Below are 22843 nucleotides of genomic sequence, written 5' to 3' on the forward strand. Positions count from 1 at the left end.
CCACAGTGAACGGCACGCGGGACCGTCGCGCGGGCCTCCGGAGGAAATTCACTGGCTCGTCCCGCAATGCCCTGATAGGCATGACTCATGGGGACTGAACGCGTGACCGATTTGACGGTGCTGGCGCCGGCCGACTTCGACCGGTGGTGGGACGGTGTGGTCCGGGCCTTCGGCGGTTCCGGTTCCGCCGAGGAACGCGAACTGGACCGCTCCCTCACCGAGTTCGACCGCTCGCTGGCCGTTCGTGACGGGGACGAGATTGTCGGGACGGCGGGCGCGTTCAGCTTCCGGATGACCGTGCCGGGCGGTGCCGAGGTCCGCTCGGCCGGCGTCACCATGGTGAGTGTGGCGGGCACCCATCGGCGGCGCGGGCTGCTGACCTCGATGATGCGCCGGCAGCTGGACGACGTGCGCGCGCTGGGCGAGCCGCTGGCGGTGCTGATGGCGTCCGAGCCCGCCATCTACGGCCGCTTCGGGTACGGCGCGGCGACCTTCCAGCTGGGGGCCGAGATCGACACGAGCCGGGTCTCCCTGGCGCTGCCCGCCGGCACGGAGGACGTGCGGGTGCGCTATGCGGAGCCCGCCGACGCCCTCACCGCGTGCGAGGCGGTGTACGCGGCGCTGGTGCCGGCCCGGCCCGGGATGCTGGCCCGGCTGCCCGGCTGGGAGCGGGCCGGCCTGCTCGACCCGGAGAGCGAGCGGGACGGCGGCTCGGAGCTGCGGTGCGTGGTCGCCGAGCGGGCGGGGCAGGTCACCGGGTACGCCCGGTTCCGCACCAGGATGGGCTGGGGCGCGAGCGGGCACGACGGCACGGTCACGCTGGAGGACCTGGCCGCGCTGGATCCCGCGACCGACGCGGCGCTGTGGCGGTTCCTGTTCGGCCTCGACCTGATGACCACCCTGGCCGTGCGGCGCCGTCCGGTGGACGACGCCTGGCAGTATCTGGTGGACGACATCCGGCGCTGTCGCACGCGGCAGCGGGACGCCGGTCATGTCCGGCTCGTCGATGTCGGCGCGGCTCTGTCGGCGCGCACCTACCAGGCGCCGCTGGACGTCGTGTTCGAGGTCGAGGACGCCTTCTGCCCCTGGAACGAGGGGCGTTGGCGGCTCACCGGCGACCCGAAGGGCGCATCCTGCGAACGCACGGCGGACGCGGCCGATCTCGCGCTGTCGGTACGGGAGTTGGGATCGGCCTATCTCGGCGGGGTCCCCCTGGTGTCGCTGGCGGCGGCCGGCCGGGTGCGCGAGCTGCGGCCGGGAGCCCTGTCGGAGGCGTCCCTGGCGTTCGGCTCCCAGCGGGCCCCCTGGCTGCCGCACGGCTTCTAGAGCGCCTACCGGCAGAGTGCCTTCTGGCAGAACGCCTTCCGACAGAACGCCTTCCGATCGCCGGCCGCCGGATCATCGGGCCCGGCAGGTCCGGATCATCGGGTCTGGCAGGTGGCGCACCAGAAGAGGTTGCGGGCGGCGAGGCCGGCGGTGCGGATCCCGTCGCCGCAGACATGGCAGGGCAGGGTGGCGCGGCGGTAGACGTACACCTCGCCGCCGTGGTCGTCCACGCGCGGCGGGCGCCCCATCGCCTCCGGGGTGTGTTCGGGGCGCACGGTGTCGATCCGGTTGTTCCGCACGCCCTCGCGCATCAGTGCGACGAGGTCGGCCCAGAGGGCGTCCCACTCGGCCGGGGTGAGGTCCTGGCCCGCGCGGTAGGGGTCGATGCCGTGCCGGAAGAGGACCTCGGCGCGGTAGACGTTGCCGACGCCGGCGACGATCTTCTGGTCCATCAGCAGCGCGGCGACGGTCGTACGGCTGCGGGAGATCCGGCGGTACGCCGCACCCGGGTCGGCGTCCTCGCGGAGCGGGTCCGGGCCGAGGCGCTCGTGTACGGCGCGCTTCTCCTCTTCCGTGATCAGCGCGCAGGTGGTGGGGCCGCGGAGGTCGACATAGCCGGTGTCGTTCGCGAGCCGGAGGCGGACGGTCTCGGTCGGCGGGGGCGCGGGGGCGTCGCCGAAGCCGACCTTGCCGAAGAGGCCGAGGTGGATGTGGACCCAGTCGGCGTCGCGGAAGCGGAGGAAGAGGTGCTTGCCGTGGGCCTCGGTGGCCGTCAGCGCGGATCCGTCCAGCAGCGCGGCGGCGTCGGAGAACTTGCCCTGGGGGCTGGTCACACGGGGGGCCGTGCCCTGGAAGCGCCCGGCGTAGTCCTGGGCCAGCCGATGGATGGTGTGCCCTTCCGGCAAGGCTGAGCTGTCCTTTCCCGCATGTCCTTGAGGTGCCCGCTGATGTCCTTCATGTGCCCGCTCGCCGGGCGGTGTGCCCGCCCGCCGAGCGGGGGTCCGGGGGCGGAGCGCCCCCAGGGGCCCTACTGCTGGGGGTGGTGCGCCGGGATCGGCGGCAGGTCGCCGGTCGTCTCGTAGGCCGAGAGCATCTCGATCCGCCGGACATGGCGCTCGTCACCGGAGAACGGCGTGCCCAGGAAGGTCTCGACGAACTTCGTCGCCTCCTCCGTGCTGTGCATCCGCGCGCCCACGGCGACGACATTGGCGTTGTTGTGCTGCCGGCCGAGCGACGCGGTCTCCTCGCTCCAGGCCAGCGCCGCCCGTACGCCCTTCACCTTGTTCGCGGCGATCTGCTCACCGTTGCCGGAGCCGCCGATCACGATGCCGAGGGCGTCGGGGTCCGCGGCCGTCCGCTCCGCGGCACGCAGGCAGAAGGGCGGGTAGTCGTCCTGGGCGTCGTAGATGTGCGGCCCGCAGTCGACGGGCTCGTGCCCCGCCGCCTTGAGCCAGTCGACGAGGTGGTTCTTGAGTTCGTAGCCCGCATGGTCGGAGCCAAGATACACGCGCATGCCATGAGTGTGACACGGCTGTTTGAGGGCGGCAGCCTCGGGTCGCGGCGCCCCGATTGACCGTGGGAAATGTGAGTGAGGCCATAGAACCTCAAGGGAACCTCAAGTAACGATACGGATTCAGAGGTTCCCGAATCCGTTCGCCTCGGATTCACTGGACCGCCTCGTACACCGCTCATACGAGCTGCTCCTCCTGGCGTAAAGGAAATCCGTCCATGACCCCTGGTTCGGGCCTCCAAGCAGGACTCAAGAACCGCCATCTGTCGATGATCGCGATCGGTGGTGTGATCGGTGCCGGCCTCTTCGTCGGCTCCAGTACCGGTATCGCCACCGCGGGACCCGGCATCCTCCTGTCGTACGCCCTCGTCGGCACCCTCGTCGTCCTCGTGATGCGCATGCTCGGCGAGATGTCCGCCGCCAACCCGGCGTCCGGCTCCTTCTCCGCGCACGCAGACCGTGCCCTCGGCCGCTGGGCCGGCTTCTCCATCGGCTGGCTCTACTGGTTCTTCTGGGTCGTCGTGCTGGCCGTCGAGGCCACCGCCGGCGCCGGGATCCTGCACGGCTGGGTTCCGGGCGTGCCCCAGTGGGCCTGGGCGCTCATCGTGATGTCCGTGCTCACCGCGACCAACCTGGTCTCCGTCGGCTCCTACGGCGAGTTCGAGTTCTGGTTCGCCGGTATCAAGGTCGTGGCGATCGGCGCGTTCATCGTCATCGGTCTGCTGGCCGTCTTCGGAGTACTGCCGGGCGTGCACGCCGACAAGGCGAGCTTCGGCAACCTGACGGACCACGGCGGCTTCCTGCCGCACGGACCCGGCACCATCCTCACCGGTGTGCTGCTGGTCGTCTTCTCCTTCATGGGCAGCGAGATCGCGACCCTGGCGGCCGGTGAGTCGGAGGACCCGCGGCGCGCGGTCACCAAGTCCACCAACAGCATCATCTGGCGTATCGGCGTCTTCTACCTGGGCTCGATCCTCGTCGTGGTCTCGCTGCTGCCGTGGAACGACCCCGCCATCAAGAAGGAGGGCTCCTACGTCGCCGCGCTGGACTCCCTCGGCATCGCGCACGCCGGTCAGATCATGAACGTGATCGTGCTGACCTCGGTGCTGTCCTGTCTCAACTCCGGCCTGTACACGGCCTCCCGGATGGCCTTCTCGCTCGGCCAGCGCGGTGACGCCCCGAAGGCGTTCGCCCGCACCACCTCCCGCGGTGTGCCGCTGGCGGCGATCCTGGCGTCGGTCGTCTTCGGCTTCGTGGCCGTCTTCTTCAACTACGCCTACCCGAAGACCGTCTTCCTCTTCCTGGTCAACTCCTCCGGCGCGGTCGCCCTGTTCGTGTGGCTGGTCATCTGCTTCTCGCAGCTGCGGATGCGGAAGATCATCCAGCGCGAGGCGCCGGAGAAGCTCGTCGTGAAGATGTGGCTGTACCCGTACCTGACCTGGGTGACGGCCGCCTTCATCGTCTTCGTCCTCGGTTACATGCTGACCGACACGAAGGGCGAGAGCAGCGGTCGTACGACCGTGCTGCTGTCGGTGGGTGTGGCGGCGGTCGTGGTCGTCGTCTCCCTGCTGAAGCAGAAGTTCGGCACGGACCGCGCGGAGAGCGTGCCGCCCGTCGACGCGGTCGAGAAGGTCACCACCGGCTGACGGCACCGCCTGACGCAGCCCACCCGCGAAAAAGAGGTTCGCCGGGTCGAGGAAACCCTCGACCCGGCGAACCTCTTTGACGTGAGTGGCGAACCTCTCTTGGCACAGGCCCCGCGCGGCGCGGCTAGCGCTTGTCGGCCAGCTTCCAGGCGGTGGGCAGGGCGCCCATCGCCAAGGCGGCCTTGAGGGCGTCGCCGATCAGGAACGGGGTGAGGCCGAGCGCGACCGCCTTGGAGAAGGGCAGGTCGGCGGCGAGGGCCAGGTAGGGCACGCCGACGGCGTAGATGACCGCCTCGCCGAGGAGCATCGCGCCCGCCATGCGCAGCGGCGAGCGGTCGGCGCCGCGCCGGGCCAGGGCGCCGACGGCCGCCGAGGCGAGCAGCATGCCGAGGATGTAGCCGAAGGAGACCGAGGCCGCGCCGGAGGTGCCGTCCGCGAACCACGGCACACCGGCGACACCGGCGAGCGCGTACAGGGCGAGGGAGAGGAAGCCGCGGCGGGCGCCGAGCGCGGTGCCGACGAGCAGCGCGGCGAAGGTCTGGCCGGTCACCGGCACCGGGGAGCCGGGCACCGGCACGGCCACCTGGGCCGCGAGGCCGGTGAGCACGGCACCGCCGACGACGAGGGCCGCGTCACGGACGCGGGTGGGGGCACCGCCCAGCTCGAGCGAAGCCGAGAGCCTGGGGGAGGGGAGCAGGTCGGCGAGGACTGCTCCGGGGCGAGCGGTGGCGGTGGCGGTGCTCATGGGGACTCCGCGGGGTGGTGTGGACACGTCGGGACGTCGTGACGCTATCCCAGCCGCCTCGAACCGATCACCGTCGGCGCTCGACAAAGGGTCGAACGGCACCTTGGTGACCTTCGAACAAATGGTGGTACTTACACGCGGTCCGGCGTGATGCCGGTCACTGAGGTGGAGACGCTCAGCTCACTTCCCGGGCGCCAAAAAGAACTGTGGGGACCCACCAAAGCCCCGCGGGGTCCCGTCTCGCCCGTCGGTCGCCGTCTGGGCAGCGCGGGAGCGTTTTGCTAGCTTCGCAAGCATGGTTGCCCAGGCCCGGTACTTCACGTCGCGTCGCTATGTCGACCTGCGACGCCAGGGCGCGGCCACCTGTCGCCGCCCGGGGTAGGGGCGCACCGCTCGGCACGCCTCTTTGCTCGAACTCATCGAAGCTCGAACCCCCTCGAAGCCCGAGACGTGTCGGCCCCGTTCCCGAGGACGGTTCTCCATGCCCCGTACCGCGGTATCCCCCCTTGCCTCCCCCATTCCGCGTGTCGCCGACAGCGACCGGCGACGCACCAACGCCAGTGCCGTGCTGCGGTCCGTGCTGGCGCACGGACCGGTGGCGCGCAGCACCATCGCCCGACTGACCGGGCTGTCTCCCGCTTCGGTGACCGAGCACTGCGCCCGGCTCACCGCCCTCGGCCTGATCCGCGGGTCCGCCGCGCCCCGCCGCTCGAACGGGGCCGGGCGCCCCCATGTGCCCATCGACCTCGACGACACCGGGTTCCTGGTCGGCGGGGTCCATGTGGCCGTGCCGTACACGACGGTCGCGCTGCTGGATCTGCGCGGCCGGGTGGTGGCCCGGCGCGAGCTGCGGCACGACCGGACCGAGCCCGGCTGGGTGCTGGCGCGGGCCGCCGAGGGGCTTGCGGAACTGCTCGCCCGGGCGGCGGGCCGCCGGCCGCTGGGGGTCGGGGTGGCGGTCGGCGGCTGGGTGGACCGGGAGACGGGCAGCGTGGTCGAGCACGCGTTGCTGGGCTGGCACGAGGTGCCGGTGCGGGAGCTGCTCGGCGCCCGTACCGCGCTGCCGGTCCATGTGGACGGGCACGCACGGGCGTTGGTGAACGGGGAGCGACTGTTCGGGCGGGCCCGGGGCAGCGGGAGCATGCTGCATCTGTTCGTGGGCAATGTGGTCGACGCGGCCTTCGCCACCCATGACGAGGTGCACCACGGGCCGCGCTCGGCGGCCGGGGCGATCGCGCATCTGCCGGTGCCGGGCGGCACCGAACCCTGCCCGTGCGGCCGTACCGGCTGCCTTCAAGTGGAGCTGAGCGAGCGCACGCTGTGCCGGCGGGCCCGCGCGGCCGGGGTGAGCGGCGCGGCGGATCCGATGCGGGTGGTGGCTGCGGCGGCGGCCGGGGACACGAGGGCCCGACGGCTGCTGGTGGAGCGGGCCCGGATGACGGGGCGGGCGGCCGGACTGCTGCTGGACGTGCTCAATCCGGAGACCGTCGTCGTGACCGAGGTGGGCGTGATCCATTTCGAGGACTGCCTGAGCGCGCTCAGGGAAGCGGCCGGAATACATCGCACCGCGGCCGTGCTGCCGACGAGCTTCCCTGATTCCGTGCTGGCCGTCGCGGGCGGTTCGGTGGCGTTGGACGTGCTGTTCAGGGATCCGCTGAGCGTGTCACCTGAGGCTATTTAATTCAGAAACTCGGAATATTGACAGGGGGCGATCGCGGCCGAGAACATGCTGGTCATGGACTCGCTCTGGAGCTGTCGCACCCTCTGTTGCTGACACATTGCCGCGCATGAAGCGCGTGTTTCCCGCTGCGTGAGTCTTTCTCCCTCCGGCCTGCCTGCCCGGAATTCCTGCTGCGTTTCCCCTCTTTTCCCCTGGGAGTTCTCCCATGCACCGTCGTGTCTTTCTCTCCTCCTTGCTGGGCGCGTCCGCAGCCGTGGCAGGTCTCAGCGGCTGCGCCAAGGGCGAGGCTTCCGCGGACACCGAGGGCGCCGCCACCAAGCCGCTCGCCGACAAGGTCCCGGCCGGGACCAGCCTGAAGATCGCCTCGTACCAGAACGTGCAGCAGCTGCAGTTCCGGCTGGCGAAGCTCCCCGAGCTGCCGTTCACCGTGTCGAACTGGCTGAACATCGGCGCCGGCCCGGACGTCATCAACGCCTTCCGCGCCGGCTCCCTGGACCTCGCCGACAACGCGGGCATCCCGCCGATCCAGGCGCACTACCAGGGCTACGCCGCGAAGATCGTGGCGATCGACATCACCCGCAAACCCACCTACCTCTTCGCCACCAAGCCCGGCAGCGACATCCACACCGCCCGCGACTTCAAGGGCAGGCGGCTCGCCTTCTCGCAGGGCCAGGCACAGGGCGTCGTCCTGCTGCGCGCGCTGAAGCAGGCGGGACTGACGTACGACGCCGTGACGCTGGTCCCGCTGACCAGCAACCAGTTCTTCACCGCGCTGCAGTCGGGGCAGGTCGACGTGGCCCCGCTCGCCATCAGCCAGGCCCCGGCCTACCTGAAGCAGTACGAGGCGAAGGGCGCCCGCACCATCCCCACCGACGTCGTCGACCTCCTCAACCTGCTGTGGGCGCCGCAGTCGGTGCTGAACGACCCCGCGAAGGCCGCCGCGATCGCCGCCTACATCCCGCAGTGGGCCCAGGGCCAGGTGTGGACACACGAGCACCCGGACGTGTGGGACGAGGAGTTCTACGTCAAGACGCAGAACCTGACCCCGGCGCAGGCGCAGGGCATTTCCAGGCTCGCCAACAAGCCGCTGTTCCCGCCCCGTTGGGACGAGGCGATCAAGTGGGAGCAGGAGACCGCCGACCTGCTCGCCGAGGGCGGGTTCGTGAAGAAGTTCGACGTCTCCTCCCTCTTCGACCACCGCTTCGAGTCGATCGCCGCCAAGGCCGTATCCGAGGAGTACCGGAAATGACCACCGTGACCACGACGACCGCCGTCCCTGCGGCACAGGCCGGAGAACTCCCCCAGGTCCGGCGGCGCCGCCGGCTCTCCCCCGGCCGCCGGCTGCCCGCCGCCCGGCTGGCCGGCCCGCTTGCCGTCCTCGCTCTGTGGGCCGCCGCCTCCGCCGCCGGAGCACTCGACACGGGTGCCGTCTCCGCGCCCTGGACCGTGGTGCGGACCGCCGGTCGTCTGTGGACCGACGGCACCCTGGCCACCGACATCCTGACCTCCCTGGAGCGGGCCGGATACGGCTTCGCGATCGGCCTGGTCGCGGGTGTGCTGCTCGCGCTCGCCGCCGGGCTCAGCCGGACCGGGGAGGCACTGATCGACGGGACCGTGCAGCTCAACCGGGCGATCCCGACCCTCGGCCTGATCCCGCTGTTCATCCTCTGGCTGGGCATCGGGGAGACCTTCAAGATCGCCATCATCGCGATCGTCGTCTACATCCCGGTCTATCTGAACACACATGCCGCACTGTCCGGCATCGACAGCAGATACGTCGAACTCGCCGAGGCGCAGGGCCTCACCCGGCTCGCCTTCGTCCGCCAGGTGGTGATCCCCGGCGCGCTGCCCGGCTTCTTCGTGGGGCTCCGGCTCGGCGTGACCGGCTCCTGGCTGGGCCTGGTGGTGCTGGAGCAGATCAACGCCACCAACGGCCTCGGCTATCTGATGTTCCAGGCGCAGAACTACGGCCGGACCGACATCATCCTGGTCGGCCTGCTGATCTACGGCGTCTTCGGCCTGGTCTCCGACAGCGCGGTCCGGCTGATCGAACGGAGGGTGCTGGCATGGCGCCGCACACTGAGCAGCTGACCCGTCCGGCCGTACGGCTACGCGGGCTGACCCGGTCGTTCGGCGACCGTACGATCCTCGACGGCATCGACCTCGACCTGCCCGCCGGCCAGTTCACGGCCCTGCTCGGGCACAGCGGCTCGGGCAAGAGCACCTTGCTGCGGGCGGTCGCGGGCCTGGACCACGGGGTCGCGGGCGACGGGCGGCTCACCGCGCCGGAGCGGGTGTCGGTGGTCTTCCAGGACTCCCGGCTGCTGCCCTGGCGCCGGGTGCTGGACAACGTCCTGCTGGGCACGGACGGCAAGGACGCCGGCCCGCGCGGCCGGGCCGCCCTGGCAGAGGTCGGCCTGGCGGACCGGGAGCGGGCCTGGCCGGGCGAGCTGTCCGGCGGCGAGGCCCAGCGGGCCGCGCTCGCCCGCGCCCTGGTCCGCGAGCCCGAACTCCTGCTGGCGGACGAGCCGTTCGGGGCGCTGGACGCGCTCACCCGGATCAAGATGCACCATCTGCTGCGCGAGCTGTGGACGCGCCACCGGCCGTCCGTGCTGCTGGTCACCCATGACGTGGACGAGGCGATCGTGCTCGCCGACCGGGTCCTCGTCCTGGACCGGGGCCGGATCGGCCTCGACCTGGCCATCGACCGCCCCCATCCGCGCTCCTACCGCGAACCGGTGCTGGGCGAATACCGCGAGCGGCTGCTGACCGCACTGGGCGTCACGGAGGACCACCGGTGACCCCTGGAGCATCACGCCGGCCCGGCCCGGCGCGCCCCGCTCCGCCCACCAGTACCTGACCCCGACCCCTGTCTCCAGCTGAGAGGAACCCCGATGTCCATCGAGCTCACCAAAGTCACCGCCCGGATCGGCGCCCGTGTCTCCGGCGTCGACATCACCCGGCCGCTCGCCCCCGATCAGGTCGACGCGATCCGGGAGGCCCTGAACGTCCACAAGGCGCTCGTCTTCGCCGCCGACGGTCTGGACGACGCCGGCCAGCAGGCCTTCGCCCGCCACTTCGGCGAGCTGACCACCGCGCACCCGACGGTCGGCGCGGTCGACGGCGCCCCGAACGTGCTGCCCGTCGACAGCGAACGGGGCCGGGCCAACCACTGGCACACCGACGTCACCTTCGTCCTCAACCCGCCCCAGGCCAGCACCCTGCGCTCGCTCACGATCCCGCCGTACGGCGGCGAGACCCTGATCGCGAACGCGGCGGCCGCCTACCGCGACCTGCCCGAACCGCTGCGCCGCTTCGCGGACACCCTGTGGGCCGAGCACACCAACGACTACGACTACGCCGTACCGGAGGAGGAGATCGACGAGGAACAGGCCGCCCAGCGCGCCCAGTTCACCTCCCTCACCTACCGCACCGCCCACCCGGTGGTCCGGGTCCACCCGCTGACCGGCGAACGCGGCCTGTTCATCGGCGGGTTCGCACAGCGCGTCGTGGGCCTGTCCGGCGGCGAGTCCCGCAAGATCCTGGACCTGCTCCAGTCGTACGTCACCCGCCCGGAGAACATCCTGCGCCACCGCTGGGCGGAGCACGAGCTGGTGCTGTTCGACAACCGGATCACCCAGCACTACGCCATCGACAACTACGACGGTCTGCCGCGCCGGCTGCACCGGGTGACCGTCGCCGGTGACGTCCCGGCCGGCATCGAGGGCAAGGAGAGCTACGCGATCGAAGGTGACGCCTCGCACTACACACCGGTGCTCACGACCGCGTAACCGGGGGTTCACCCTGAGTACAGCAGATGTCCGGATGCTGGGCAGCCCCTCCGGCTGAGCGGACGGGCCGCCCAGACTGGCGGGGTTTTTACCCGCCCATTACAGGGGGAGAGCCGCGCCCATGCCCAGCAGCACGACGACCGAGACGCCGCCACAGCACCAGGGCGGCGCCTCCCTCTCCCACGGCCTCAAGCAGCGCCATCTGTCGATGATCGCGCTCGGCGGGGTGATCGGCGCGGGCCTGTTCGTCGGCTCCGGCGCGGGCATCGCCGCGGCCGGCCCGTCGATCGTGATCGCCTACACGCTCTCCGGGCTGCTGGTCATGCTGGTGATGCGGATGCTGGGCGAGATGTCCGCCGCGTACCCCTCCTCGGGTTCGTTCTCGGCGCACGCCGAGCGGGCGATCGGGCCGTGGGCCGGCTTCGCGGCCGGCTGGTCCTTCTGGATCCTGCTGTGCACGGCCGTCGGCCTGGAGGGCATCGGCGCCGCGCACATCGTCTCCGGCTGGCTGCCCGGCACCCCCGAGTGGGCCTGGGTGGCGCTGTTCATGGTCGTGTTCTGCGGGACGAACCTGGCCGCCGTGAAGAACTTCGGCGAGTTCGAGTTCTGGTTCGCGGCGCTGAAGGTCGGCGCGATCAGCCTGTTCCTGATCCTCGGCGTGCTGGCGATCGCGGGCGTGCTGCCCGGCACCGACGCCCCCGGCACCGCGAACCTGAGCCACTTCCTGCCGCACGGCGGCAACGGCCTGATCATCGGCCTGCTCGCCTCGGTCTTCGCCTACGGCGGACTGGAGACCGTCACCATCGCGGCGGCCGAGTCGGAGAACCCGGTCAAGGGCGTGGCCTCCGCCGTCCGCACGGCGATGTGGCGCATCGCCCTGTTCTACATCGGCTCCATGGCGGTCGTCGTCACCCTGGTCCCCTGGGACTCCAAGGACGTCGTGACGAACGGCCCGTACGTCGCCACGCTCGACCACCTCGGCATCCCGGGCGCGGGCCAGCTGATGAACGTGGTCGTCCTGGTCGCCCTGCTCTCCGCGATGAACGCCAACATCTACGGCTCCTCGCGCATCGCCTTCTCGCTCGTCGAGCGCGGCCAGGGCCCGGGGTTCCTGGCCCGGCTCTCCGGCGGGGTCCCCCGCCTCGCGGTCCTGACCTCCTGTGTGCTGGGCTTCGTCTGTGTGCTGCTCAGCTACTGGCGGCCGGACGACGTCTTCAAGTGGCTGCTGAACATGATCGGCGCGGTCATCCTGGTCGTCTGGATCTTCATCGCGGTCTCCCAGCTGCTGCTGCGCCGCCGTGTGGAGCGCGAGGCCCCGGAGAAACTGGTCGTCCGCATGTGGGCGTTCCCCTGTCTCACCTGGGTCGCCCTGGCCGGCATGGTCACCATCTTCGCCCTGATGGCCCGCGAACCGGACACCCGCGTCCAGCTCTACTCGACCGGCGCGATGACCCTGGTCCTGGCCGCGGCGGGCTACGCCTGGCAGCGGGTGCGGGCGGCCAGGGCCTGACCTCGGCACCCGAGACGGCCCCACGGGAACGGCCCCCGCATGCGACATGCGGGGGCCTTTCTGCTGCCCTGACACTCTTGTTGTTAGTGTGTAGTTGCAAGAGACTTGCAATAAGGTTCCGGAGGGGATCACCCATGCCCGTCTACACGCTGCCCGACCTGCCCTACGACTACTCCGCGCTGGCGCCCGTGATCAGCCCGGAGATCATCGAGCTGCACCACGACAAGCACCACGCCGCCTATGTGAAGGGCGCGAACGACACGCTGGAGCAGCTGGCGGAGGCCCGGGACAAGGAGAGCTGGGGATCGGTCAACGGGCTGGAGAAGAACCTGGCCTTCCATCTCTCCGGGCACATCCTGCACAGCATCTACTGGCAGAACATGACCGGCCCGAAGGACGGCGGCGGTGAGCCGCTCGCCGCCGACGGGGTGGGCGAGCTGACGGAGGCGATCAAGCAGTCCTTCGGTTCCTTCGCCGGCTTCAAGGCCCAGCTGTCCAAGGCCGCGGCCACCACCCAGGGCTCCGGCTGGGGCGTCCTCGCCTACGAGCCGCTCAGCGGCCGTCTCGTCGTGGAGCAGGTCTACGACCACCAGGGCAACGTCGGCCAGGGCGCCACCCCGATCCTGGTCTTCGACGCCTGGGAGCACGCCTTCTACCTCCAGTACCGGAACCAGAAGGTGGACTTCATCGACGCCATGTGGGCCGTCGTCAACTGGCAGGACGTGGCCCGCCGTTACGAGGCCGCCAGGTCCCGGGCCGGAGCGCTGCTGCTGGCCCCCTGAGCCCCGCTCCCCCCAAGTCGTCCTGCCTCGTGATCGTCTTCTCACCCTTCACGGCGGCAGGCGGATGGACGGAGAACCCCGTGAGGACAGGACTCACGGGGTTCTCCCATGTCACGTACGCGCCCTACGCACAGGGCACGTTGAGCGAGAGCAGCGCCGTGTGCCCGCCGTCGATCCGGATCTCGCTGACCGCCGCGTTGCGCAGCCCCGGCAGGACCCGGCGGTAGTCGGCGAGCGGGATGCGCAGCAGCGAGCAGAGCACCAGACGCAGCAGGGTGTTGTGGGCGACCACCAGGACCCGCCCGCCGGGATGGGCGGCGGCGATCCGGCGCAGGGCGGCGCTCCCGCGCTCCGCCGCCGCGCCGGGGTCCTCGGCACCGGGGAAGGGATGCGTCACCGGGTCGGCGCGGAACGCCCGCGCCGCGCCGGGGTTCTCCGCCGCGAACTCGGCGAGCGTACGGCCCTCCACCACCCCGAAGTCGCACTCCCGCAGCGCGGGTTCGCGCAGCGGGGTCAGGCCGAGGGCCCGGCAGGCGGGGTCGGCGGTGGCGACCGCCCGGGACAGCGGGGAGGTGCGGACCGCGTCCACGGGGTGCGCCGCGGCCCACCGCCCGAGCGCCTCGGCCTGGGCGTACCCGGTGTCGGTGAGCGCGATGTCGCTGACTCCGGCGTACCGGTTCTCGGCATGCCAGACGGTCTCCCCGTGGCGGGCCAGGAGCAGGGTGGTGGGGGTCATGGTGAGCAGTATTCCCGCTGCCGTCCGGAGGCGACCCGGCCCGCGCTCCAGCCGCCGTCCACCACCAGGGTCGATCCCGTCATAGAGGAGGAGGCTTCGCCGGCCAGGAACAGGACGGCCCCGGCGATCTCCTCCGGCGCGGCGGGCCGCTGGATGGGGACCTGGGCCAGCAGCTCCTCCGGGGCGTAGCCGAGGGCGCTCCGGTCGATGCCCTGCATCAGCGGGGTGGCGACGGCTCCGGGGCAGATCGCGTTGACCCGGACACCCAGGCCGACGACCTCCATGGCGGCCGAGCGGGTGAGGCCGAGGACGGCGTGTTTCGAGGCGCAGTAGGCCGACAGTCCGGGAATGCCCTCCAGGCTCGCGAACGACGCCATGTTGATGATGTGCCCGCCGCCCGCCCGGATCATCAGCGGCAGACAGGCCCGCATGCCGAGGAAGACACCGGTCTGGTTCACCGCCACCATGCGCGCGTAGTCCTCGACCGTCGTGGTCTGCAGCGGGCCGGGGCGCATGACACCGGCGTTGTTCACCAGGACGTCCAGCCGTCCGAAGCGCTCCTCGACCTCGTCGGCCAGGCGGCTCCAGGACGCCTCGTCGGCGACGTCGAGTGCGCGCGGCAGCCACCGGTCGGCGAGTTCGCCGGGGACGGGCCCGGCGGACCGCGCCGCCAGGTCGGCGGCGACGACGACGGCACCGTCGTCGAGCAGCGCCCGGGTGACGGCGGAGCCGATGACCCCGGCCGCCCCCGTGACCAGGGCGATCCGCGCGGTGCCGGTCATGGCCGGGGGCCTTCGGCGCCGACGAGCAGACAGGCCGCCCAGTCGGGCAGGGTGCGGTGGGCGCGGTTGCGGGTGGTGATCCGCTCCCACTCGTCGTCACCGAGGACCCGGTCGTGGAGGGTGTCCGCGTATCCGGTCACCGCGGCCCGCTGGTCGGCGTCCAGGGCCCGCACCAGCCGCGGCAGTTCGCGCCGCTCCAGCTCCACCAGCGCGTCGGCCTTGTCCTGGGCGATCTCGCAGGCGAGGGCCAGCGCCGCGGCCCGGGAACAGCCGTGGGCGCGTTCGAGGAGGTGGATGGCGTTGTGACCGCCGGCGATGTCCTCGTGGACGAGGGACATGGAGTCGTTGCGCAACCCGACCAGATCGGCGGCGAGCCGCCGCATGCGCCGCAGCACGGGGTCGTGCCACACCACCGGGGCGACCTCGATGCCGCCCCAGTGCTCCGCGAGGTCGTTCTGCCCGAAGGCGCAGGTGGTGGCGGCCCGCAGCTGGAAGTACTCCTCCAGGTCGGTGAACTCCCGGCCTTCGACCCGGTCGATCGCCTCGGTCAGCTGCGACGAGAAGTACGACGACCAGTGGTGGGCCACCCGGGCGCGCAGCGTGGCGGACATGCCCCGCACCATGCGCTCCCACAGATCGGCGAACGCCCGTACCGTGGGCGCCGGATGGCGCTCGGGCCCGGACGCCCCGTGCACGATGCCGATCAGGGCGTCGCAGACCCGGGCCACCCGCCGCGGGTCGCGTCCGGCCTCCCCGTCGAACTGGTCGTCGAACGGCAGGAGGTACCAGCCCATCATCTGCGCGGCCGTGGCACACGCCTCGCGATCCGCGCGGGGGTAGAGGAACCCGGCGGCCTCCGCCAGCCGCCAGTCGGTGAACTCCTGGACGGCCTGGTCGCCGTGGAGCAGATCGAACCGTCTCATCCACTCGATCGCGCTCTCCCGGGCCGCATCGACATGCGGGTTGGTCCGTAGCGGCCACGGGGTGGTGAAAACGACACCCTGATACGTCACACCTGCGCCTTTCTGAAGTCCCCTCACTGGAAAGGATCTTGTGGCGCACATGCCTCCTGCAAGACTCGTCCCGGTCTGTCCATCCGATCGAGCTAAAAGCCGAGCAGAAGGTTTTGTGCTAGGTCGTCCCGATCCGGGCGCGTGAATATGCCGCCACCGCCGACGGCAGCCAGCCCCGCGTCCCCAACTCGCCGATCAGGCGGGCGTACGGCTCGGCGAAGCGCGCGGTGTGCTCCGGGCGCGGGCTCACCGTGCCGCCCGCGCGGACCATGCCCTTGGCGGTGTCCACGAGGGTGGCCGCGGCGCCGGTGCCGTACGCGGCCAGGGCGGCCATGCCCAGGGCGGGTTCGGGCTGTTCGGGGACGCGGACCGGGCGGCCGAGGACATCGGTGCGCAGCTGGGTCCAGCAGCCGCTGCGGGCCGCGCCGCCGGTGAAGGTGAGGGGGCCGTCGACGGGGCGCCGAGCAGCTGGAGATGGTCCAGGCAGAGCCGTTCGGCGAAGGCCACGCCCTGCAGCAGGGCCGCCCACAGATCGGCGTCCGAGCGCGGGGTGCCGAGGAGCAGCGCGGTGGCGTGCGAGGCGCGGAAGGGGAAGCGCTCACCGGGCGAGACGAGCGGATAGGCGACGGCGCCCGAGGGCTCGTACGCGCTCGCGCAGGCGTCCAGGGCGGCCGGGTCGGCGCCCGGGAAGCGGGCCGTGAGGACGCCGGCGCCGACGCTGGACGCGCCGCCGGGCAGCCAGGTCCCCTCCGGCGCACGGTGGTTGCAGACCACGCCGGCCGGATCGCGTGCGCGCTCGGCGCCGGCGTCACCGCGCCCGGCGACGGACTGCTGATCGTCGGCACCTGTCTGGCGAGCCTGGTCGCCACCGGCGCGGTGGACCTCGGCGGCGAACCGGCCGGGCTGTACATCTCCACCGACCGGCCGGGCCACTGGCTGCGCGCGATGCCCGCGATGGTGGGGACAGCGGCCCTGGACCGGGTGCCGGCCACGACCGGCGCCCGGCACCGGGACCTGGACGCCCTGCTGGAGGCGGCGCCGCCCGGCGCGTCCGGGGTGCGGGTGCTGCCGTACTTCGCGCCGTCCGGTGAGCGCGCGCCGTTCGTGGAGCCGGGGCTGCGGGCCGAACTGCTCGGGGTGTCGCTGGAGACCCGGCCCGCCGATCCGGTCCGCGCCACCTGTGAGGGCATCGGCTACGCGGCCCGGCTCTGTCTGGCGGCGGGTCTGGCCGGGACGCTCGCGGTGTGCGGCGGCGGCACCCGCAGCCCCGCCTGGACACGGCTGCCGGCGGATGTGCTGGGCCGCCCGCTGCGGGTGGTCGAGGGCGAGGTCGGCGCGCGGGGCGCGGTGCTCGCGGCCGCCGCCCGGTACGGCATCCCGCTGGACGCCGCCGCCTGGACCGAGCCGACGGGGGTGACCGAGCCGGACCCGGACCGGGCGGCGTACTACGCGAAGGGGTACGAGGAGCACCTGGAGCTGCTGGCGCGGGCGAGGGAGCGGGCCCGGCGCCGACCGGGCCCGCTCACCGGGTTCACAGGTTGCTGAAATCGGGGCCCTTGACGCGGGTCCGCTTGATCTCGTAGAAGCCCGGCACCGAGGCGACGGCGACCGCGCCGTCCCACAGGCGGGCCGCCTCCTCGCCCTTGGGGGCGGGGGTGACGACCGGGCCGAAGAAGGCGATCTGCTCCCCATCGGGGCCGGGCAGCGCGACGACCGGGGTGCCGACGTCCTGGCCGACCTTGTCGATGCCCTCCTTGTGGGAGGCGCGCAGCTCGGCGTCGTAGGTGTCCTTCTCGCCGTACTCGATCAGGTCGGCGGGCAGGTCCGCGTCGGCGAGGGCGGCGGCGATGCTCTCGCGGTTCACCCCGAGGCCCTCGTTGTGGATGCGGGTGCCGAGCGCGGTGTAGAGCCTGCCGACCACGTCGTCGCCGTGCAGCTGCTGGGCCGCGATCACCACCCGGACCGGCCACCAGGTCTTGCCGCCGGGGCGCATGTTCTCGGCGTACTCCTCCGGCAGCTCGTCCAGCCGGTTCTCGTTGAGCACCGACAGGCTCATCACGTGCCAGCGGACCTCGATGTCTCGGACCTTCTCCACTTCCAGGACCCACCGGGAAGTCATCCAGGCCCAGGGGCACACCGGGTCGAACCAGAAGTCGACAGGGGTCTTCTCCGACATGTCTCTCCTCAAAGGGGACTCTTTTCCCGGACAACGCCCCTGCCCGCCCGGCCATTCCCTGGTGCCCGGTGTCAGGGGCGCATGGCAGGATCGGTCCTGTTCAGCCGCCATCGACGTCAGCCGTCGTCCACGCGACCACGAGGGAGTGCCGCACGTGCCCGGTGAGAATCTGTCCCGCGACGAGGCCCGGGAGCGGGCCGCCCTGCTGTCCGTCGACGGGTACGACGTGTCCCTGGACCTCAGGTCTGCCGTCGGCGACGGGGACGGGGAGCCGCGCACGTTCCGCTCGGTGACCACGATCCGCTTCCGCTGCAGCGAGCCGGGGGCGGCCACCTTCGCCGATCTGATCGCGCCGAGCGTGACCTCCGTGTCGCTCAACGGCCGGGACCTGGACCCGGGCCAGGTCTTCGACGGCTCGCGGATCGCGCTGGAGGACCTGGCCGCGGAGAACGAGCTGGTGGTGGACGCGCAGTGCGCCTACTCACGCACCGGCGAGGGCATGCACCGCTTCGTCGACCCCGAGGACGGCGAGGTCTATCTCTACACGCAGTACGAGCCGGCCGACTCCCGGCGCGTCTTCGCCAACTTCGAGCAGCCGGACCTCAAGGCGCCCTACCGCTTCGAGGTGCGGGCGCCCGAGGGCTGGACGGTGTGGAGCAACGGGGCGGGCGAACGGGCCGACAGCGTCTGGAGGTTCGCCGAGACCAAGCCGATCTCCACGTACATCACGTGCGTGGTCGCGGGCCCGTACCACTACGTCACCGACTCCTACACCCGCACCTTCGAGGACGGGACGAAGCTGGAGATCCCGCTGGGCGCGCTGTGCCGCAAGGGGCTCGCCCCGCACTTCGACGCCGACGACGTCTTCCTGGTCACCAGGCAGGGCCTGGACTTCTTCCACGACCACTTCGACTACCCGTACCCGTTCGGCAAGTACGACCAGGCGTTCGTGCCCGAGTACAACCTGGGCGCGATGGAGAACCCGGGCCTGGTGACCTTCCGCGAGGAGTACATCTTCCGCGGCAAGGTGACACAGGCGTCGTACGAGGCGCGGGCCAATGTCATCCTGCACGAGATGGCGCACATGTGGTTCGGCGACCTGGTCACCATGGAGTGGTGGGACGACCTGTGGCTGAAGGAGTCCTTCGCGGACTTCATGGGCACGTTCGCGAACGTCGGCGCGACCCGTTTCAAGGACGCCTGGATCACCTTCGCCAACCGCCGCAAGGCCTGGGCGTACCGCGCGGACCAGCTGCCCTCCACGCACCCGGTCACGGCCGACATCCGTGACCTGGAGGACGCCAAGCTGAACTTCGACGGCATCACGTACGCCAAGGGCGCCTCGGTGCTCAAGCAGCTGGTGGCGTACGTCGGCCAGGACGCGTTCCTGGAGGGTGCCCGCCGCTACTTCAAGCGGCACGCGTACGGCAACACCCGCCTCGGCGACCTGCTGTCGGTGCTCGGCGAGACCAGCGGCCGGGACATGTCGGCGTGGGCGCGTGCCTGGCTGCAGACGGCCGGGGTCAACTCGCTGACCCCGCAGGTGCTGCTGGACCCGTCGGGCCGGGTGGCCGAGCTGGCGGTGGTGCAGGAGGCCCCCGAGTCACACCCCGAGGAGCGCCCGCACCGGGTCGCCGTGGGCCTGTACCGGCGTACGCCCGAGGGCACGCTCGCGCGGTACGCGCGCGTGGAGACGGACGTCGACGGTCCGCGTACGGTCGTGGCGGAGCTGGCCGGGGCCGAGGCCCCGGAGCTGGTGCTGGTCAACGACGACGACCTGACGTACTGCAAGATCCGCTTCGACGACACCTCGCTGGCCGCCCTGCGCGAGCACCTGGGCGCGCTGACCGACCCGCTGGCCCGTGCCCTGTGCTGGTCGGCGCTGTGGAACATGACGCGGGACGCGCTGCTGCCGGCGCGGGACTTCATCGCCCTGGTGCTGCGGTTCGGGGGCCGGGAGTCCGACATCGGGGTGCTGCAGATGCTGCACGCGTGGGCGAACTCGGCGCTGGTGCACTACGCGGCGCCCGGGTGGCGGGCGGCCGGCGGTGAGCTGTTGGCCGAGGGCGCGCTGCGGGAGCTGCGGGCGGCCGAGCCGGGCAGCGAGCACCAGCTGGCCTGGGCCCGGTTCTTCGCGACGGTCGCCGTCGCGGAGCCGGATCTGAAGCTGCTGACGGAGCTGCTGGACGGCACCTCGACGATCGACGGCCTGGAGATGGACCAGGAGCTGCGCTGGGCGTTCCTGGAGCCGCTCGCGGCGCACGGCGCGGCCGGCGAGTCCGTCCTGGCGGCGGAGCTGGCCCGCGACGACACGGCGTCCGGCAAGCGGCACCAGGTCCGGTGTCTGGCGGCCCGTCCGTCGGCGGCGGTCAAGGCGCAGGCGTGGGCGCAGGTGGTGGAGTCCGACGCGCTGTCGAACGCGCTGGTGGAGGCCACGATCGCGGGCTTCGACCAGCCCGCGCAGCGGGAGTTGACCGCGCCGTACGCCGAGAAGTACTTCGCGGCGATCGAGCGGGTGTGGCGGGAGCGGTCGATCCAGATCGGCATGGACGTCGTACAGGGCCTGTTCCCGGCGCTGCAGGACCGCCCGGAGACGCTGGCGGCGACGGACGCGTGGCTTACGGAGCACCGGGACGCCCCGCCGGCGCTGCGCCGGCTGGTGCTGGAGGCGCGGGACGACCTGGCGCGGGCGCTGAACGCGCAGGCGTGCGACGCGACGGCGACCGCCGGCTGAGACCGGCACCGGCAACGCGTGAGCATTGGCCTGAGCTTGGGCCGCCGGTGACCGTTACGGAATTCGTTCCATCGGAACCGTAACCCCTGGTCCGCACCCGATCGGACCAGGGGTTTCCCGTCCCTAGTCGGCATCCGAACACTTGACCTTTAGTCCCACCTTGTCCGCATTCTTCGACGGCCGTGTAACAGCGGTTAAAGGGGGGTCCGGACGTGGGAATCCCGACGCCATGACGCACAACACCCCGCTCTCCCCCCGCCCCCTGCGCCACCTCTCCGAGGCCCACCGCCGCGTCCTGACGACGGCCCAGCTCCGCGCCCACGGCGTGGCGACGGCCGAGCTGGCCGAGCAGTGCCGGCCCGACGGCCCCTGGCAGCACCTGCTGCCGGGCGTGGTCCTGCTGCACCCCGGCCCGCCGACGAGCGAGGAGCGTCTGCACGGAGCGCTGCTGTACGCGGCCCGCGAGTCGACGCCGGGCGTCCCGGCCCAGCCGACCGCCGAGGAACCGCACCGCCCGGTCTACGCCGAGGCCGTGATCACGGGCCTGGCCGCCCTGACCCTGTACGGCTTCTCGGCCACCCCACCGCTGCTCTCCCTGGACCACGTCGACGTCCTGGTCCCCCGCTCGCGCCGGCTGCGCTCCTCGGGGTACGTCCGCGTCCTGCGCACTCCGGCCCTGCCCAAGCCGCGCGCGGTGACGGGCCTGCCGGTGGCGCCGGTGCCGCGGGCCCTCGCGGACGCGGTGGCGGAACTGACGGACGCGCAGGCGGTGCGCCGGCTGCTGACCGAGGCGGTGCGCGGCGGCCACTGCGAACCGGCCGCCGTGGTGCGGGAGTTGACCCACGCCAAGCTGCTGAACCGGCCCCATGTGGTGGACGCGGTGGACGCGCTCCTGGCGGAGGGCCGCGCGATCGCCGAGGACCGGCTGTACCGGATGGTCGGCCAGTACGGCCTGCCCGACCCGGTCTGGAACGTCGACCTGCGCCTGCCCGGCGGCCCGCACCTCGGCGGCCTGGACGCGTACTGGCCCGACCAGGCGGTCGCGGTGGAACTGGACACCCGCGCGCCCCGCGGGGACGAGGACGCCCTGTGGTCGGAGTACGCCCGCAAGCGCGAGCACCTGGAGCGGCTGGGGATCACGGTCGTGTACATCACCCCGAAGAAGCTCAGGGACGCGATGGAACAGCAGGCGACGGTGATCCGCACGGCTCTGATGGCGTCCGTCGACCGCGACCCGGCCGCCTATGTCGTGGTGCTTCCCCGGTAGTGACGGACCGGGAGGCATCAAGGGGGCGAGGGGGAGCCCTCAGGAGGGGAGAGGAGGGGCCACCGGACCGATTCCGGCGGCCCCTCCTCGTCGTGGTCGACCACCGCGTCGTCGACCACCGCGTCGTCGACCACCGCGTCGCCGTCGGCCACCGCGGAGAGTTCACCCGGACGGCGGAACCCGAAAGGCGGCAGCCGATCGGGGCACGGTAGACGAGAGGTATGCGACATTCCCGGATAGTGGCGTGTTCGTCCTCGCTCCTGCTCGCCACGGCCTGTCTCTCCGCCGCCCCCACGACCGTGGAAGGCGCGCCCCTGACCGCGGCCATGCGCTACGTGGCCCTCGGCGACTCCTACTCCGCGGGGGTCGGCGCCGGTGACTACCTCCCCGGCCGCACGGCCTGCAAGCGCAGCAGCCGGGCGTACCCCGTGCTGTGGGCCGAGGCCCACGGGGCGAGCTCCTTCGCGTTCCCCGCGTGCAACGGCGCGCAGGCCGACGACGTCCGCTCCGGCCAGCTCGGCCCGCTCGGCCCCCGGACCCGGCTGGTCACCCTCACCGTCGGCGGCAGCGACTCCGGCTTCGCCTCCGTCATGGCGACCTGCGCCCTCGGCGGCACCTCGCTGTGCCTGTCCGCCGTGGACCGCGCCCGCTCGACCGTCGACAGGTCCCTCGTGCACGCTCTGGACCGGCTCTACTCGGCGATCAGGGACCGGGCTCCGGCGGCCCGTGTCGTGGTGCTCGGCTATCCGCGCTTCTATCACCTCAGCGGCGGCTGCCAGGTCGGCCTGCAGGACCGGGCCCGCGCCGCCGTCAACGACGGCGTGGACCACCTCGACACCGTGATCGCCCGGCTCGCCGCGGCCCACGGATTCACCTTCGCCGACGTCAGGCCCGCCTTCGCCGGCCATGAGATCTGCTCCCGCAGCCCCTGGATGCGCGGTGTCGACATACCGATCGTCACCGAGTCGTACCACCCGACCGCGCCCGGGCAGGCCCATGGCTATCTGGCGGCTCTCGACCGGGTCACCTGAAACCGGGCCGCCCGAAACGGGAGCGGTGCCCGCTAGTGCCCCGGCAGGCAACGTTTGCCCGTGAAGGAGCGGCGTCCGGTGCGTGCTCTGGGGGTCCCCCCGGCCGGAGGCTG

20 protein-coding genes and 2 pseudogenes are annotated in these 22843 nt (G+C 71.9%); 13 read left to right on the forward strand and 9 right to left on the reverse strand.

Annotated features, from left to right (window positions below; genetic code table 11):
- The first annotated feature begins 87 nt into the window (after nucleotides 1-87).
- On the forward strand, nucleotides 88-1326 hold the full coding sequence (locus tag IE277_RS04065; protein WP_189948531.1) for a GNAT family N-acetyltransferase: 1239 nt from the start codon (nucleotides 88-90) through the stop codon (nucleotides 1324-1326).
- A 95-nt stretch (nucleotides 1327-1421) separates the two neighbouring features.
- Here IE277_RS04065 and IE277_RS04070 read toward each other — a convergent pair whose 3' ends face one another.
- A complete protein-coding gene (locus tag IE277_RS04070; protein WP_189948532.1) occupies nucleotides 1422-2231 on the reverse strand; it encodes an Fpg/Nei family DNA glycosylase in 810 nt (269 codons plus the stop codon).
- A 122-nt stretch (nucleotides 2232-2353) separates the two neighbouring features.
- Nucleotides 2354-2839 (reverse strand): ribose-5-phosphate isomerase, encoded by a 486-nt coding sequence (locus IE277_RS04075; RefSeq protein ID WP_189948533.1) that lies wholly within the window; start codon nucleotides 2837-2839, stop codon nucleotides 2354-2356.
- Between the two features lie 215 nt (nucleotides 2840-3054).
- On the opposite strand from IE277_RS04075, the gene IE277_RS04080 reads away from it, so the two are divergent.
- Nucleotides 3055-4482: an amino acid permease gene (locus IE277_RS04080; protein WP_189948534.1), complete on the forward strand. Its 1428-nt coding sequence runs from the start codon at nucleotides 3055-3057 to the stop codon at nucleotides 4480-4482.
- Nucleotides 4483-4606: 124 nt separating this feature from the next.
- On the opposite strand, the gene IE277_RS04085 is transcribed toward IE277_RS04080, so the two are convergent.
- Nucleotides 4607-5227 (reverse strand): biotin transporter BioY, encoded by a 621-nt coding sequence (locus tag IE277_RS04085; RefSeq protein ID WP_189948535.1) that lies wholly within the window; start codon nucleotides 5225-5227, stop codon nucleotides 4607-4609.
- A gap of 481 nt (nucleotides 5228-5708) precedes the next feature.
- Between IE277_RS04085 and IE277_RS04090 the strand changes: the two genes are divergently transcribed.
- From IE277_RS04090 to IE277_RS04120, 7 genes are all read left to right on the forward strand, one after another.
- Nucleotides 5709-6908 (forward strand): ROK family transcriptional regulator, encoded by a 1200-nt coding sequence (locus tag IE277_RS04090; RefSeq protein WP_189948536.1) that lies wholly within the window; start codon nucleotides 5709-5711, stop codon nucleotides 6906-6908.
- A 205-nt stretch (nucleotides 6909-7113) separates the two neighbouring features.
- Nucleotides 7114-8157 carry an ABC transporter substrate-binding protein gene (locus IE277_RS04095; protein ID WP_189948538.1) on the forward strand — a complete coding sequence of 348 codons (1044 nt, stop codon included), beginning with the start codon at nucleotides 7114-7116 and terminating at the stop codon, nucleotides 8155-8157.
- Entirely contained in the window at nucleotides 8154-8999 is an 846-nt protein-coding gene (locus IE277_RS04100; RefSeq protein WP_189948540.1) for an ABC transporter permease, read from the forward strand. The genes IE277_RS04095 and IE277_RS04100 overlap by 4 nt, the downstream gene beginning before the upstream one ends.
- Complete coding sequence (locus IE277_RS04105; protein ID WP_189948542.1) at nucleotides 8975-9709, forward strand: ABC transporter ATP-binding protein; 735 nt, start codon at nucleotides 8975-8977, stop codon at nucleotides 9707-9709. The genes IE277_RS04100 and IE277_RS04105 overlap by 25 nt, the downstream gene beginning before the upstream one ends.
- Before the next feature lie 93 nt (nucleotides 9710-9802).
- Nucleotides 9803-10699: a TauD/TfdA dioxygenase family protein gene (locus tag IE277_RS04110; protein WP_189948544.1), complete on the forward strand. Its 897-nt coding sequence runs from the start codon at nucleotides 9803-9805 to the stop codon at nucleotides 10697-10699.
- A 121-nt stretch (nucleotides 10700-10820) separates the two neighbouring features.
- Nucleotides 10821-12209: an amino acid permease gene (locus tag IE277_RS04115; RefSeq protein ID WP_189948546.1), complete on the forward strand. Its 1389-nt coding sequence runs from the start codon at nucleotides 10821-10823 to the stop codon at nucleotides 12207-12209.
- A 134-nt stretch (nucleotides 12210-12343) separates the two neighbouring features.
- Nucleotides 12344-12991 carry a superoxide dismutase gene (locus IE277_RS04120; protein ID WP_189948548.1) on the forward strand — a complete coding sequence of 216 codons (648 nt, stop codon included), beginning with the start codon at nucleotides 12344-12346 and terminating at the stop codon, nucleotides 12989-12991.
- Between the two features lie 124 nt (nucleotides 12992-13115).
- On the opposite strand, the gene IE277_RS04125 is transcribed toward IE277_RS04120, so the two are convergent.
- From IE277_RS04125 to IE277_RS04140, 4 genes and pseudogenes are all read right to left on the reverse strand, one after another.
- Nucleotides 13116-13727 carry a histidine phosphatase family protein gene (locus IE277_RS04125; RefSeq protein WP_189948550.1) on the reverse strand — a complete coding sequence of 204 codons (612 nt, stop codon included), beginning with the start codon at nucleotides 13725-13727 and terminating at the stop codon, nucleotides 13116-13118.
- Nucleotides 13724-14509: an SDR family NAD(P)-dependent oxidoreductase gene (locus IE277_RS04130; protein WP_189948552.1), complete on the reverse strand. Its 786-nt coding sequence runs from the start codon at nucleotides 14507-14509 to the stop codon at nucleotides 13724-13726. Before IE277_RS04130 ends, IE277_RS04125 begins: the two co-directional genes overlap by 4 nt.
- Nucleotides 14506-15432: a terpene synthase family protein gene (locus IE277_RS04135; protein WP_189948553.1), complete on the reverse strand. Its 927-nt coding sequence runs from the start codon at nucleotides 15430-15432 to the stop codon at nucleotides 14506-14508. Before IE277_RS04135 ends, IE277_RS04130 begins: the two co-directional genes overlap by 4 nt.
- A gap of 208 nt (nucleotides 15433-15640) precedes the next feature.
- Nucleotides 15641-16329: pseudogene (locus tag IE277_RS04140) on the reverse strand (FGGY-family carbohydrate kinase); the annotation flags it as partial.
- Here IE277_RS04140 and IE277_RS04145 point away from each other — a divergent pair.
- Nucleotides 16309-17067: pseudogene (locus IE277_RS04145) on the forward strand (FGGY-family carbohydrate kinase); the annotation flags it as partial. The pseudogenes IE277_RS04140 and IE277_RS04145 overlap by 21 nt on opposite strands.
- Here the strand turns inward: IE277_RS04145 and IE277_RS04150 are convergent.
- On the reverse strand, nucleotides 17054-17698 hold the full coding sequence (locus IE277_RS04150; protein WP_189948554.1) for a DsbA family protein: 645 nt from the start codon (nucleotides 17696-17698) through the stop codon (nucleotides 17054-17056). The pseudogene IE277_RS04145 and the gene IE277_RS04150 sit on opposite strands and share 14 nt — an antisense overlap.
- A gap of 154 nt (nucleotides 17699-17852) precedes the next feature.
- On the opposite strand from IE277_RS04150, the gene pepN reads away from it, so the two are divergent.
- Both pepN and IE277_RS04160 read left to right on the forward strand, forming a co-directional pair.
- Nucleotides 17853-20432: an aminopeptidase N gene (gene pepN / locus IE277_RS04155; protein WP_189948556.1), complete on the forward strand. Its 2580-nt coding sequence runs from the start codon at nucleotides 17853-17855 to the stop codon at nucleotides 20430-20432.
- A gap of 229 nt (nucleotides 20433-20661) precedes the next feature.
- Nucleotides 20662-21699 carry a hypothetical protein gene (locus IE277_RS04160; protein ID WP_189948558.1) on the forward strand — a complete coding sequence of 346 codons (1038 nt, stop codon included), beginning with the start codon at nucleotides 20662-20664 and terminating at the stop codon, nucleotides 21697-21699.
- 17 nt (nucleotides 21700-21716) lie between these two features.
- Here IE277_RS04160 and IE277_RS48730 read toward each other — a convergent pair whose 3' ends face one another.
- Nucleotides 21717-21851 carry a hypothetical protein gene (locus IE277_RS48730; protein ID WP_268252141.1) on the reverse strand — a complete coding sequence of 45 codons (135 nt, stop codon included), beginning with the start codon at nucleotides 21849-21851 and terminating at the stop codon, nucleotides 21717-21719.
- A 69-nt stretch (nucleotides 21852-21920) separates the two neighbouring features.
- Here IE277_RS48730 and IE277_RS04165 point away from each other — a divergent pair, with 69 nt between their 5' ends.
- Nucleotides 21921-22730: an SGNH/GDSL hydrolase family protein gene (locus IE277_RS04165; protein ID WP_189948560.1), complete on the forward strand. Its 810-nt coding sequence runs from the start codon at nucleotides 21921-21923 to the stop codon at nucleotides 22728-22730.
- Nucleotides 22731-22843 lie beyond the last annotated feature (113 nt).

It is taken from the genome of Streptomyces alanosinicus, assembly GCF_014650595.1.
Taxonomy (GTDB): domain Bacteria; phylum Actinomycetota; class Actinomycetes; order Streptomycetales; family Streptomycetaceae; genus Streptomyces; species Streptomyces alanosinicus.

What these genes read in the sequence shown, in the direction of transcription:
- IE277_RS04080 (WP_189948534.1), top strand. Translation starts at nt 3,055, where the DNA reads ATGACCCCTGGTTCGGGCCTCCAAGCAGGACTCAAGAACCGCCATCTG.
- IE277_RS04115 (WP_189948546.1), top strand. Translation starts at nt 10,821, where the DNA reads ATGCCCAGCAGCACGACGACCGAGACGCCGCCACAGCACCAGGGCGGC.
- IE277_RS04090 (WP_189948536.1), top strand. Translation starts at nt 5,709, where the DNA reads ATGCCCCGTACCGCGGTATCCCCCCTTGCCTCCCCCATTCCGCGTGTC.
- IE277_RS04085 (WP_189948535.1), bottom strand. Translation starts at nt 5,227, where the DNA reads ATGAGCACCGCCACCGCCACCGCTCGCCCCGGAGCAGTCCTCGCCGAC.
- IE277_RS04135 (WP_189948553.1), bottom strand. Translation starts at nt 15,432, where the DNA reads ATGAGACGGTTCGATCTGCTCCACGGCGACCAGGCCGTCCAGGAGTTC.
- IE277_RS04125 (WP_189948550.1), bottom strand. Translation starts at nt 13,727, where the DNA reads ATGACCCCCACCACCCTGCTCCTGGCCCGCCACGGGGAGACCGTCTGG.
- IE277_RS04100 (WP_189948540.1), top strand. Translation starts at nt 8,154, where the DNA reads ATGACCACCGTGACCACGACGACCGCCGTCCCTGCGGCACAGGCCGGA.
- IE277_RS04120 (WP_189948548.1), top strand. Translation starts at nt 12,344, where the DNA reads ATGCCCGTCTACACGCTGCCCGACCTGCCCTACGACTACTCCGCGCTG.
- IE277_RS04105 (WP_189948542.1), top strand. Translation starts at nt 8,975, where the DNA reads ATGGCGCCGCACACTGAGCAGCTGACCCGTCCGGCCGTACGGCTACGC.
- IE277_RS04165 (WP_189948560.1), top strand. Translation starts at nt 21,921, where the DNA reads ATGCGACATTCCCGGATAGTGGCGTGTTCGTCCTCGCTCCTGCTCGCC.
- IE277_RS04130 (WP_189948552.1), bottom strand. Translation starts at nt 14,509, where the DNA reads ATGACCGGCACCGCGCGGATCGCCCTGGTCACGGGGGCGGCCGGGGTC.
- IE277_RS04065 (WP_189948531.1), top strand. Translation starts at nt 88, where the DNA reads ATGGGGACTGAACGCGTGACCGATTTGACGGTGCTGGCGCCGGCCGAC.
- IE277_RS04160 (WP_189948558.1), top strand. Translation starts at nt 20,662, where the DNA reads ATGACGCACAACACCCCGCTCTCCCCCCGCCCCCTGCGCCACCTCTCC.
- IE277_RS04110 (WP_189948544.1), top strand. Translation starts at nt 9,803, where the DNA reads ATGTCCATCGAGCTCACCAAAGTCACCGCCCGGATCGGCGCCCGTGTC.
- IE277_RS04075 (WP_189948533.1), bottom strand. Translation starts at nt 2,839, where the DNA reads ATGCGCGTGTATCTTGGCTCCGACCATGCGGGCTACGAACTCAAGAAC.
- IE277_RS04095 (WP_189948538.1), top strand. Translation starts at nt 7,114, where the DNA reads ATGCACCGTCGTGTCTTTCTCTCCTCCTTGCTGGGCGCGTCCGCAGCC.
- IE277_RS04150 (WP_189948554.1), bottom strand. Translation starts at nt 17,698, where the DNA reads ATGTCGGAGAAGACCCCTGTCGACTTCTGGTTCGACCCGGTGTGCCCC.